Origin of the sequence: Stenotrophomonas sp. Sm6012 (assembly GCF_030985895.1) — a bacterium.
In the GTDB taxonomy this organism is placed as follows: Bacteria; Pseudomonadota; Gammaproteobacteria; order Xanthomonadales; family Xanthomonadaceae; genus Stenotrophomonas; species Stenotrophomonas forensis.
The window spans coordinates 1-12090 of the sequence record NZ_JAPTFX010000143.1; the positions used below are offsets into that span (position 1 = coordinate 1).

The following is a 12090-nucleotide window of genomic DNA, read 5'->3' on the forward strand; positions in this document are numbered from 1 at the left end:
AACCGCCCACCGCGCACTGCGCGGCACGTACAACAGCGGGAATGCCCCATGTCCCTGGCCGAATTCGCCCTCATCGACCGCATCCGCGCCCGCACTCTGGAGCGCGACGACATCCTGCTCGGCATCGGCGACGATGCCGCGCTGCTGCAGCCGCGTGCCAACGAACAGCTGGTGGTCACCGCAGATACGCTCAACAGCGGCGTGCATTTCCCGGTGGAAACTCCCGCATTCGACATCGGCTGGAAGACGCTGGCGGTCAATCTGTCCGACCTGGCCGCGATGGGCGCGCGCCCGGCCTGGTGCACGTTGGCGCTGTCGCTGCCAGAAACTTCCGAAGACTGGATCGAAGCCTTTGCCGATGGTTTCTTCGCACTGGCCGACCAGCACGACATCGCGCTGATTGGCGGTGATACCACGCGCGGCCCGCTGTCGCTGTCGGTGACTGCGATGGGGCAGGTGGGCCGGGGCCAGGCGCTGCGTCGTGATCGCGCGCAGGTGGGCGACGACCTCTGGGTGAGTGGCACGCTGGGCGATGCCGCCGGCGCATTGAAGCTCTGGCAGCAGGGCGCGCTGAACGTGGCCGCCGCCACGCTGCTGGCCGACTACGAACACCTGCGCCTGCGCCTGCTGCGGCCCACGCCGCGCGTAACGCTGGGCCTGCGCCTGCGCGCCTTTGCGCATGCGGCCGTGGATGTATCGGACGGCCTGCTGGCCGACGCCGGCCATATCGCCACACGCAGTGGCGTGGCCGTGCACGTGGATGCCGACATGCTGCCGATCTCGCCGGAGCTGCGCGAACTGTTCGGTCGCGAGGAGGCACGTGAGTGCGCACTGCGCGGCGGCGATGACTACGAACTGTGCTTCACTGCCGCCGCAGATCAACGCGACGCGCTGATGTACCTGTCGCAATCGCTGGACCTGCCGCTTACCCGCATCGGCCGCATTGCCGAAGGGCAGGGCGTACACGTGGACGGCGAAGCCGCCAGCGGCGGTTACCAACACTTCGTGTAGAAGTAGTAATACTTGCCCTGGTGGGTGCCAACCATGGTTGGCACGAATATGTCAGGCGTTCGAACCAACACCGTGTCGACCAAGGTCGACACCTACCCATGCGCGGCGTGCCGGAATTGCTCTGGTGGGTGCCAACCTTGGTTGGCACGAATGTGTCCGGCGTCCATGCCAACACCGTGTCGACCAAGGTCGACACCCACCCATGCGCGGCGCGCCGGAATTGCTCTGGTAGGTGCCAACCTTGGTTGGCACGAATATGTCAGGCGTTCGAACCAACACCGTGTCGACCAAGGTCGACACCTACCAAAGCGCGGGAATTACACGTGCGGAACCGGCGCGCCGAAACGGTTGCCGCCCGGCGAGCTTGGCAGCAGCATGAACACCAGCACCGCCAGGTTCGCAAATGGTACGAGCAGCAGCAGGTACCACCAGCCGGATCGGTCGGTGTCATGCAGGCGACGCACGGTCACCGAAACCAGCGGCACCAGGAGCGCCAGCCACACCACCACGCCCAGGCCCGTCGATACCCATGCCAGCGTTTCCGAACCGGTATAGCCTGCAATGAAGCTCAGTACATGCAGCGGCATGAACACGATCACGATGAACAACTGGAACCACCAGAACTCACTACGGCTGGCGCGCCCGCTGAACTGCGCATAGCGGGTCAGCGGAGTCATCATCTTGTGCATCGGCACTCTCTCTCAAAAAAGGAAGCGCGCACTATCGCTGCCGGGGTAACGGTATTCCATGCAACTTATTGCAATCGCAACGCGCATCTCAGTAGAGCCGAGCCCACGCTCGGCTGCTTGGCGCAAAGAAAAAGCCGAGCATAGGCTCGGCTCTACATCTTCAACGGGCGATCTTCGCCTCGGCATCGCGCGCGGTACCGTAGTCGTCCAGCCACTGGAATTTCAGCGTGGCCGGTACCGTGGCGCCAGCCGGCACGGCCAAGCTGATCCGCTCACCCGGCGGCACCATGTCTACCTCGATGGTCTTGCCATCAGCCAGTACCAGGTTCGCCAGCGTCACGTGGTAGGCGGTAGGGTTGTGCAGCTGCAATGCCCCGCCTTCAACGCGCCATTCCAGCGCCGCTGCCGCATCGCGCGCATGGCCCGGCAGGCCGGCAGGTCGGTAGAACAGCTTCACTCGCGTGCGCACAGCAAACTGCAGCAGGTTCCTGCCTTCCACATTCTCCGGCTTGGGCGGAATATCCAGCAGGTTGAAGTACAGCAGCGATTCGCGGTCCGCTGGCAGCGCCGCACCGGCCATCGGTGCATAGGTCAGCCGGAACGCCTGCGCATGCCCGGCATCGATGCGGCGCGTGGTGGGCGTCAGCACGAACGGCAGTTTCTGGCTGCCCGCCTTGGCACTGGCATCGCCATCGTCCAGCCACACCTGCGCCAGGGCCACATTGTCGCCACGGTTGTTGGCGTTCACCGTCACCGCACCCTTGCTGCCATCGTAGATCACCCGCGTGCCCTGCAGCGTCACTGCCGCAGAGGCCGGAAGTACTGCGGAAGCGCCGGCCAGGGCCAGCACTGCCGCGCATGCGCGAAGGTTCATGGAAGTCTCCTCGGGAAGAGCCGCCCGGCAGCACGCCGCCGGGCGGTGTGCGCTTACTTGTAGATGATGTCCATCTGCGCAGTGGCGTTTGCCACGCCAGCCACCACGTCGGCAGCAGCGCCGGTCTTGGTGTACCAGACGCTGTGCTTGACGGTATTCGGTGCGGTATCGGTGACGTTGACGAACTGGGTCGGAGCAGCGTTGATCTTCAGCTGGGTATCGGTGGTGTCAAAGATCTTGTAAGCCACGCCTGCTGCGCCACCGGCCGTCAGCTCCAGCGCGCCGTCGGCGGTAGCCGGGCCGCTGAACTTCACCGCCACGTCGTGCGAACCGGTGGCACCCGGGCAGGCCACGGCCACATCCAGATCGCGGCGGCCAATGCGATCATTACCCTTCAGGTCTTCAAGATCCATCTTGCCCATCGTCACCGCCACGCCGCCATTGATGGTGGCCGTGCAGGTGGTTTCAACAATCTCACCGCTGATGGTCAGATCGGCAGCATTCACGGCCGGGGCAGCAGCCAGCAGGATGGCCAGCGCCATCGGGGTCTTCAGGTTCTTCATGGGTGTGCTCTTCAACAAGTGATGGAATCGGGAACGCCACCCGTCATCTATGCGAAGGGTGGCCGGTGCAGGAGGCGTGGTGTCTGTCGACAGATCCCTTGTCGACGCAGGACGAGGCACGCCCGTCTTCTGCCCGGCGCATGTTCGGGCTGATGTCCGCGGCAGGCCATACAACTTGTTGCAAACGCCCCCATGCCTCGAAAACTGCAACTAGTTGCATGTCCGCCAGCAGGGCCGCGCCCTAGTCTGCACGCCTCCCACTACTACCGGGGCTGCACTGCGGCCGCGTCGACGCCATGCGCTTGTCCTCTTCTTCCCTCCAAAGCGCCACGCAGTATTCGCTGCGCCATACCGCACTGGCCGCAGCCATCAGCACCGCGCTGGTGTTTGCAGCTGTGCTGCAGGCGCACGCGCGACCGGGTGGCGAAGTGGAATTCAGCGAAGGCTTCGCCAGCGGCTTCGTCGGCGAAGATCTGGCGCGCTTCAGCATGGGCAACCCGGTGGAGCCGGGCCGATACAACGTCGATATCCATCTGAACGGCGAGTTCGTCCGCCGCGATGACATCGACCTGGTGGCCTCGGATACGCCGCATGTCGCGCAGCCCTGCGTGCCCGCACACCTGCTGCTGGCGCTGGGCCTCAGCGATGCAACGCGCCAGGCTGTGGAAGCGTCAGAAACCCCAGATTGCCTCGATGTAGAGGCCGTGATTGAAGGCGCACGCGTACGCTACGACGACAGCCAGCTGCGCCTGGATATCTCATTGCCGCAGGTGGCACTGCAGCGGCAGGCGCGCGGCTTCGTTGCGCCAGAACTGCGCGACCACGGCATCACTGCGGCCTTCCTCGGCTACAACGTCAACCACTACCGCAACCAGGGCCAGCAGAACACCTACGCGGGCATCACTACCGGCCTCAACCTGGGAGCATGGCGGCTGCGCCACCGCAGCTCGCTCAGCCACAGCCCCCAGGGCACGCACTTCAACACGCTCAACAGCACGCTGCAGCGTGATCTGCCGCGCTGGAACAGTCAGCTCACCCTGGGCCAGGCCAACACCGGTGGTGAACTGTTCGACAGCGTGGGCTTCACCGGTGTGCGCATCAGCACGGACGAGCGCATGCTGCCCGATTCGCTGCGCGGCTATGCGCCGGTGGTGCGCGGCGTGGCGCAGAGCAATGCGCGCGTTACCATCCGCCAGAACGGCGCGGTGCTGTACGAAACCACGGTGGCGCCCGGTCCGTTCGCCATCGACGATCTCTACCCCAATGCAGGCAGCGGTGATCTGGAAGTGGCCGTCACCGAGGCCGATGGACGCGAGGAACGCTTCACCGTGGCGTTCTCTGCGGTGCCGCAGGCGCTGCGCGAAGGCAGCCAGCGTTTCAGCATTACCGCGGGCGAGCTGCGCAATACCGGCCTGGCGCAGAACGCGCTGCGCTTCACCGAGGGCACCTACGCGCGTGGCGTCAGCAACCGCATGACCCTGCTGGGCGGGGTGCAGGTAGCCGAGCACTACCAGGCCGGCCTGGCCGGTGCAGCGTTCAACACGCCGTTCGGCGCCATCGGTGCCGATATCACCCACGCCCGCGCCACCGTGCCGGGCCTGCCTGCGCAAAGCGGCCGCAGCTATCGCCTGAACTACCAGCGCAGCGTGGCGCGCACCGGCACCAACCTGGGGCTGGCTGCGTACCGTTACAGCACCGAGGGCTTCCTCACCCTCACCGATGTGTCGCAGCTGTCGTTCCATCGCCCGCAGGCGGCCGATGCGTTCGTCATGCGCACCCGCCAGCGCTTCCAGGTGAATTTTTCGCAGCGTATCGGTCAGCGCAGCCAGCTGTATGTCAGCGGCGGCCACGTGGCCTACTGGAACCGCCCCGGCAAGCACAACGATCTGCAGCTGGGCTTCCACAGCAGCTACCGCAGTGCGAACTACACCCTTTCAGCAACGCGCTACCGCATGGCCAGCGGCGCGCCCGATACGCGCCTGTCGTTCATGCTGAGCGTGCCGCTGGGCCGCAGCACCCACGCGCCGCGTGCCACCGCCACCTACAACGACAGCCGCCTGGGCAGCCAGCAGCAGCTGGGCATCAACGGCAACCTGGGCGAAGACCGCGCGCTGTCCTACAGCCTGTCCGGCAACCGCGGCCAGAGCAGCAGCGGCTACAACGCCTACGCCAGCTACCAGGGCAGCCATGCCGATCTCAGCGCCGGCTACAGCCATGCCAACGGCAGCAGCAGTTTCAACGCCGGGGCCACCGGCAGCGTGGTGCTGCATCGCGGCGGCATCAACTTCGGCCCGTCGCTGGGCGAGAGCTTCGCGCTGGTGGAAGCGCAGGGCGCGCAGGGCGCGAAGGTGGGCAGCGGCCGCACCGTTACGGTGGCCGGAAACGGCTATGCCGTGCTGCCTTACACCAGCCCGTACCGCTGGAACCAGGTGCAGCTGGATACCGCCGTACTGCCTCTGGATGTGGAAGCGCAGGCCAGCTCGCAGCGCGTGGCGCCCAGCGCCGGCAGCATCGTCAAGGTCAGCTTCCAGACCCGCAACGATCGCCTGTGGCTGATCGACGCCAGCGATGCCGACGGCCAGCCGCTGCCCTACGGCGCGCAGATTGCCCACCCCGATGGGCGCGTGCTGGGCCAGGTGGGGCAGGGTGGTGTGGTGGCCCTGCGTGGGCTGGAAAACACCGGGCTGGTGCACGTGCAGACCGAAGACGGCATCGCCTGCCGCCTGCACTACGCCATGCCCGATACCCCCGATGCACACGGCCAGTACTGGACACAGGCGCGCTGTCTGGCGCCGGGTCAGGAACTACTGGCCGACGATGTTCCCTCTTCAACTACCGGAGCTTCCCAATGAGAACGTCGCACCTGCTGCTTGCCGCGCTGCTGTTCGGCGCTGCGCCGCTGGCCCATGCCCAGACCGCCAACATCACCGTTACCGGCAAGGTGCTGCCTGGCACCTGCACCATGGCCAATGTGCAGGTGGCGCTGGCCGATATCGACGCCACCGATCTGAAGGCAGGGCACGAGAACGGCCTGAAGACGGCCACGCTCAACTTCACCGGTTGCGTGGGCGTGGGTAGTATCGAACTGAGCTTTGACGGCACCGATGACGCCGCACAGGATGGGCACTGGAAGAACGGCGCGACCACGGGCGGTGCGACCGGCGTGGCTGTGGCGCTGCTGGATGGCACTACCGGCACTGCATTCCTGAAGAAGGCCGCGAAGAAGACCGTCGTCGTCAACGGTGCGGCCACGGCCAAGCTGGATATGCGAAGCGGCTACTACCGCAAGGCCGGCACGCCGCTGGTGGCTGGTGCAGTCAGCACCCAGATCACCGTAACGGCTGCCTACAAGTGAGTGCCTTGCCGCTGCCACGCCTGCTCGGGGGCGTTTGCGCGCTGTGGCTGGCATTGCTGGCAGTGGCAGCCGCGCAGGCATGCACGACGGTTGCCTATGCAGGTGGCGATGCCAACCTGGTCATTGACACCTGGGATGACACCGTGCCGGATGTTCTGATCAGCAACTGGACGATGGCGGGCAATGCCAATTTTCTCAACGGCTGCTCCGTCAGCAGCCCCAGTCCGGTGGATGTCATTCCCACCATGCCGAACTTGACGTTCGAGCACGATGTAGTCATCGACGGCGAGAGATACCCCGCGTATTCGGTGGTGGGAATGCCACGCACCCCTCTGTTCATATTCCGGTACGTTTTTGGTAACGGCAGTGCGGTGCTGAACCAGCCCTTCGATGCCAGCCGTACCCTGAACTCATCGGGTGGCAGCGCAGCCGGCGCCTTTCGCTGGTCGGTACTACAGATTGCGGCGGTATCGCGGGGCGGCCAGATGGAAGCGTTGCCCACTACTTCGGTTGGCAGTGCCAGACATGTCTTCCCGCCCAACCCTTCGCTGTCCAAGGTGGAAAGCTTCAGCGTCACCGCAAACCTGCGCAGCAAGACCTGCACGCTGACCGACACCCCCGTGGCGCTGCTGGATGTACACAGCGGTGACCTGCCGCGTGCGGGCTCCTCAGCCGGTACGCGAGATTTCGACGTGGCGATGAGCTGCAACGGCACCTATACGGTGTATCTGTCACTGACCGATGCCAACGCGCCAGGAAGTACCAGCAGCCGTCTGACGCCGACCCGCAATGCTACCGCCGAGGGTGTTCACGTCGAGCTGCTGCGCGGCGGCAGCCCGGTTGCACTGGGCAGCACCTGGAGCCAGCTCAGCCTTGAGCCGGTGGCGCTGGCCGCGCGCTACTACCGCGAATCCGGCGCGTTCGGTACCGGTCTGGTGGAAGGGCAGGCCGTAATCACTGTGACGTATCGGTAGTGCTCATTGCGGACAAGGAAATATCACGATGGCAATCGAACTTTCAGATTCACGGCGCCAGCAACGCGGCGCGCGCAGTGGCAGCATCTGCATGATGCTGGGCTTGCTGGCCTCGGCCAGTGCCGCCGCTTGCACCGGGCAGCACAATGCCGGCGCGCCCGTCAACCTGGTCATTGATGCCTGGGAAGACGCCGAGCAGGATCAGCTGATTGCGAGGTGGCAGAGCGGTGCCGGTGCCAACGCCCAGTTCCTGTTGGGATGCACAACAAATGCGGTCATACCGATGGACGTAACGCCATCGCTGTCCGGGTTGGAGTTTGTCCGCAATGTGACCATTGATGGGAAGACCTACCCAGCCTTTGGCTTGATCGCCTATCCACGTTCGCCTCTGTTGATCTTCCAGCACTACGTGTGGACTGCGTCCGGAAGCATCAAGGATGAGCCCAAACCGCTGGACATCCGTAGCGTGCTTCACGATCCCTCCAAGGCGCTGGATAGCTCAGGGCGGGGGTCGGTCTTGAACATCGCGGCAGTTTCACGAGGTGGCATCATGCAGCCGGTGCCTTCGACCTATCTGGGGCCGATCTCACGGCGGTCCCCGCTCTACCCAAGCTTCGTCAAGACCGATACCTACACAGTCACCGCCAACCTCAAGGTGCCTACCTGCACGCTGTCCGACACGCCAGTCACGCTGGTGGATGTGGCCGCGGCCGATCTTCCCGCCAGCGGCCGCTACGCTGGTGAGCGCAGCTTCGATGTGGCGATGGACTGCAACGGCGCGTTCCCCGTTCAGATGGTGTTGACCGACGCCAACGCGCCAGGCAGTACGGGCAGCCGCCTGGCGCCCACGCGCAACACGACGGCCGGGGCGGTACGCGTGGAACTGCTGCGTGAAGGCGCCCCCGTGGTGTTGCGGCAGGCTTGGACGATTCCGCTCACCCAGACGGGCCGCCAAAACATCCGACTGGCGGCGCGCTACTACCGCGAAGCCGGCACGTTCCATGGGGGCGTGGTGGAAGGGCAGGCGATCATCACCGCCACTTACCGCTGAGGCCCGCTTTTGTAGAGTCGAGCAAGCTCGACTGCTCTTGGCAAAAGCAGTCGAGCAAGCTCGACTCTACGAAAACGATTGCGCGGCGGCGTGGGTCAGGCCGCGTAGACCTGCGTATCCACGTATTCCGACAAGCCCCTGCACGCCAGCAGCAGGCCCTCACGCACGTCGTTGCCCACTTGCTGCGCTTCTTCCCCATCCACGCGCACGCGCTCACTGGCGTGCAGCAGTTCCAGCAGCACCGTCAGCCCGGCGTTGGCCCGGTTGATGCGTGCCAGCGCCATGCACTGGCCGGATGAACGGCCTTTTCGCTGCAGGGGCTGGCCATCGGCTGCCTCCACTTCGCGGATACGTTGCAGGCAGTCCAGCAAGGTGATGCCGTTGGCGGCAGGGTTGGCGGCGAGGGTGGTTTCCAGCGGCTCGGCAATCTCGGCGGGCAGCTGGTTGGCGGCCTCGCCCAGTGTGGCGAAAAGGAACGGGTAGCGATTGGCGCTCATGATGGCTTCCTTATGCGTTACGCGAAGGAGCCGCCCTGCTTGACAGCAAGGGCGGCGGACGATGCGTGGTTGCAATACCGGTGGTAACTCCGTCAAACGCCGGCGGGCACAAGGCCCCCACGCACCGCCCGCCATAGATACGCGGGCAGAATGCCTGCCGGCGCCACCCACAGGGAATGAGCGACGCCGGCAGACAAGCGTAACGAAGTTACCAAACGGGATTGCAAGCCCGTGCCACCCGTTCTCGGTGGCCGTACATCATTCGCATGCAGCACCCGTACTGCCAATGAGAAAAGTTGGAAAGTAGAAAAATTACGAAGATTTGCAGCGACGTGGCGAAAGCCGTCAGCACGTGCAGATCGCGACATATCTTGTAGAGCCGAGCCTACGCTCGGCTGCTCTCAGGCCTTTGGCGCGGGAAACAGTCGAGCAAGGATTGACTCTACAGAGAGCACGCCTTTTTCACGCCTCAGCGTGGGTGCCAACCAGCACAGTCGCGTGCTCAGGCCATGCGCTTAGAAGCGATGGCCGAAGGCTACGCCGATCTGCGAATGACGAACGCGATCACGCCCCACCGCTTGCGCGGCCTTGCTCTTTCCATTGGGCTTGAGCATGCTCCATTCAGTGCGCAGGAAGCTGTTGTCGCCAAGGTTCATCGTGGCGCCAAAGCCGTACTGCATGGTCCACTGCCGCGAACTGCGGTTGCCCAGTGCACTGTTGCGGTCTGCCTTGAATAAGGTCTGCATGGATGCCACACCAACGCGGCTGAAAAGCTCGAAACGCTCGCCGATGGGCAGGATGCCCAGTGCCGATGCCGACGCATAGTTGCCGGTAAAGCCGCCGGCAACAGCCGTGTCAGCGCCCTTGCTGCGGCTGCTGGAACGCGATTCAGAGGCCTGCCTGTGGTAGGCACCTTCCACCGCGAAGTTCGGGCTGATGCGGTAGCCCACGCCAACCGTGTAGCCCAGCTTGCCGTCGCTCCACTTGCGGTCGCTCTTCTGCCCCTGCGTTCTTGCCGGGGGTGAATACATCGCTCTTGCTGGCGCCGGCAAAACCATAGAGACCCGTGCGGTCGGCGGGTCCAGCCCACGCGGTGGACGAAAAGGCCAGTGCCAGGGCAGCGGCAGCGGTGAGAGTGGTTGCATGCTTCATCGGGTGTTCCTCTTGGGTTGGGAGAGGAAATCGTGGCGCCTCCGCCCCGCGATTTCCTCAGCCACGCGGTGGCCCGTGTGTGCCTGCCAACACCAGCACCGTGACGGTATGTAATGCCTTTTCCCAACGCGCTGGCCGCAGCGGTGGCGCCAACCGTTAACGGTGCAGGAACAGGCGGGCACCGTGTCGCTATTGCCACTGACTGGCGTCAACGCCGTTCTCTAGCATGCCGGCAGCGCTCGTGGAGAGATACGACATGAACCGACTGCTTCTGGTCGAAGACGATGATCGCCTTGCCAGCCTGGTAGTGCGATACCTGCAGGGGCACGGCTTCGTGCTGCAACGTGTCTGCGACGGTGCCAGCGCGCTGGATGCCATCGCCGCAGATCCACCGGATATCGTGCTGCTGGACCTGGGCTTGCCCGACATGGATGGCCTGGACCTGTGCCGCGCCATCCGGCCCGGTTACAAAGGCCTGCTGTGCATTCTCAGTGCCCGCGCCGATGACATCCATCAGGTGCTGGGGCTGGAACTGGGCGCAGACGACTACATTTCCAAGCCGGTGGAACCGCGCCTGCTGGTGGCACGCCTGCGCGCACATCTGCGGCGCTTGCGCAGCGGTACTGAAGATGGCGTGTTGTTGTTTGGTCAACTGCGTATCGATGTGGCCTCGCGGGATGTCATGTTGGGAGAGGCGAAGGTGCAGTTGACCACCTCCGAGTTCGACCTGTTGTCGGTCCTCGCAGGTAGTGCCGGCCGTATTCTCAGCCGCGACCAACTGTTCAAGCACCTCCGTGGCATCGGCTTCGATGGCATGGACAGATCCATCGATGCGCGCATTTCCCGCCTGCGCCGCAAGCTGGGCGATACCGATATGGAAGCCACTCGCATCAAGACGGTGCGCGGCAAAGGCTATCTGTTCAGCCAGTCGGGTTGGCAGTGAAGCGGCGCAGCCTTGGGCCGCTTCGGCTATACGCACGCTACTGCGCAGTGTTCCTGCTGGCACAAATAGCATTGTTGTATGCCGGTACCGAGCTGTGGGCGCGCTGGGCGATGCACGCACATGAACAGGCCGAGCATTCTGAAGCCCGCCGCGTGCACGCGATGCTCGCCGAGCGCCTGCTGGCGCACCCGGAGGGCGACCCGCGTGCGCTGCTCCGGGCCATAGAGCACGAAACCGGCTACCCGCTGCAATTGCTCGCCTTGAATGAGCTGCCCGCGACGATCGCGCCGGCCGATCGCCGTCGTCTGGAGCAGGTACCTGGCGCGCTGGTGATGGAGGAGGGTAGAAGCTACCGGCGGTTGGGCACAGGTGATCGCGTGCTGGCCGTGGGCGACTGGAATGACGGCTATTTAGAGTTGCATGGCTCAGCGTCATGGGTCGGGTGGTGGTTGGCACTGGCCACTGCCGTGGCTGTGCCGCTCTATTTTCTCATTCACCGGCTGTGGCATGACATACGCACGTTGAAACGGGTGGTGGGGCACCTGCGTGCCAACTGCTTTGATCACGCTGTGCCGCCCATGCGTACCGCGTTGCTGAAGCCGCTGGCATTGGCCTTGCAGGATATGGCCGAACAGATGCGGCTGCTGCTGGATGGGCAGCGGCTGATGGGCCAGGCGATGGCGCATGAGCTGCGCACGCCGCTGGCACGCATCCGTTTCACCGCCAGCCTGTTGCAGGCCGCGCGCAAGGATGTGGCGGAGCATGACGCCCTGCTACGTGAGGTGGATGCAGACATTCAGCACCTGGATGGGTTGAGTACTGCGGGCATCGAGTACATCCGTTTCGGCCGCATGCCGCTGGTTGAGCACAGCGAGGTGGCGTTGCCCGCGTTGATGGATGCCGTGGTGGACCGGCCAGAGTTCTGTAGACACTCAGTTGCCGCTCTGCGCGTAGCGCCTTTCAAACTCTACCGGTGACACG

General features: G+C 64.5%; 12 protein-coding genes. 7 read left to right on the top strand and 5 right to left on the bottom strand.

Annotation, left to right across the window (positions count from 1 at the left end):
- The first annotated feature begins 48 nt into the window (after positions 1–48).
- Positions 49–1011 (top strand): thiamine-phosphate kinase, encoded by a 963-nt coding sequence (gene thiL / locus O0J73_RS18615; RefSeq protein ID WP_308309340.1) that lies wholly within the window; start codon positions 49–51, stop codon positions 1009–1011.
- A 317-nt stretch (positions 1012–1328) separates the two neighbouring features.
- Here thiL and O0J73_RS18620 read toward each other — a convergent pair whose 3' ends face one another.
- The 3 genes from O0J73_RS18620 to O0J73_RS18630 form a co-directional block, all read right to left on the bottom strand.
- Positions 1329–1700, bottom strand: coding sequence for a DUF805 domain-containing protein (locus O0J73_RS18620; RefSeq protein WP_004154192.1), 372 nt, complete (start codon positions 1698–1700; stop codon positions 1329–1331).
- Positions 1701–1860: 160 nt separating this feature from the next.
- Positions 1861–2574: a fimbria/pilus periplasmic chaperone gene (locus tag O0J73_RS18625; protein ID WP_004154194.1), complete on the bottom strand. Its 714-nt coding sequence runs from the start codon at positions 2572–2574 to the stop codon at positions 1861–1863.
- 53 nt (positions 2575–2627) lie between these two features.
- Positions 2628–3137 carry a fimbrial protein gene (locus tag O0J73_RS18630; protein WP_308309341.1) on the bottom strand — a complete coding sequence of 170 codons (510 nt, stop codon included), beginning with the start codon at positions 3135–3137 and terminating at the stop codon, positions 2628–2630.
- A 302-nt stretch (positions 3138–3439) separates the two neighbouring features.
- On the opposite strand from O0J73_RS18630, the gene O0J73_RS18635 reads away from it, so the two are divergent.
- The 4 genes from O0J73_RS18635 to O0J73_RS18650 are packed head-to-tail and all read left to right on the top strand — an operon-like array spanning position 3440 to position 8517.
- Positions 3440–5989, top strand: coding sequence for a fimbria/pilus outer membrane usher protein (locus O0J73_RS18635; protein WP_308309343.1), 2550 nt, complete (start codon positions 3440–3442; stop codon positions 5987–5989).
- Positions 5986–6492: a fimbrial protein gene (locus O0J73_RS18640; protein ID WP_308309344.1), complete on the top strand. Its 507-nt coding sequence runs from the start codon at positions 5986–5988 to the stop codon at positions 6490–6492. Before O0J73_RS18635 ends, O0J73_RS18640 begins: the two co-directional genes overlap by 4 nt.
- Positions 6489–7466, top strand: a complete 978-nt coding sequence (locus O0J73_RS18645; protein ID WP_308309345.1) for a fimbrial protein — start codon at positions 6489–6491, stop codon at positions 7464–7466. The genes O0J73_RS18640 and O0J73_RS18645 overlap by 4 nt, the downstream gene beginning before the upstream one ends.
- A 28-nt stretch (positions 7467–7494) precedes the next feature.
- Positions 7495–8517, top strand: a complete 1023-nt coding sequence (locus O0J73_RS18650) for a type 1 fimbrial protein (protein WP_197564918.1) — start codon at positions 7495–7497, stop codon at positions 8515–8517.
- Positions 8518–8612: 95 nt separating this feature from the next.
- Here O0J73_RS18650 and O0J73_RS18655 read toward each other — a convergent pair whose 3' ends face one another.
- The gene (locus O0J73_RS18655; RefSeq protein ID WP_308309346.1) at positions 8613–9014 is read right to left on the bottom strand and encodes a hypothetical protein; all 402 of its coding nucleotides are present in this window, start codon (positions 9012–9014) and stop codon (positions 8613–8615) included.
- Positions 9015–9529: 515 nt separating this feature from the next.
- The gene (locus O0J73_RS18660) at positions 9530–10045 is read right to left on the bottom strand and encodes an outer membrane beta-barrel protein (RefSeq protein ID WP_308309347.1); all 516 of its coding nucleotides are present in this window, start codon (positions 10043–10045) and stop codon (positions 9530–9532) included.
- A 377-nt stretch (positions 10046–10422) separates the two neighbouring features.
- Here O0J73_RS18660 and O0J73_RS18665 point away from each other — a divergent pair, with 377 nt between their 5' ends.
- Together O0J73_RS18665 and O0J73_RS18670 are read left to right on the top strand one after the other, a co-directional pair.
- On the top strand, positions 10423–11109 hold the full coding sequence (locus tag O0J73_RS18665; protein ID WP_308309348.1) for a winged helix-turn-helix domain-containing protein: 687 nt from the start codon (positions 10423–10425) through the stop codon (positions 11107–11109).
- A gap of 47 nt (positions 11110–11156) precedes the next feature.
- Entirely contained in the window at positions 11157–12086 is a 930-nt protein-coding gene (locus O0J73_RS18670) for a histidine kinase dimerization/phospho-acceptor domain-containing protein (protein ID WP_308309349.1), read from the top strand.
- Positions 12087–12090: the final 4 nt, after the last annotated feature.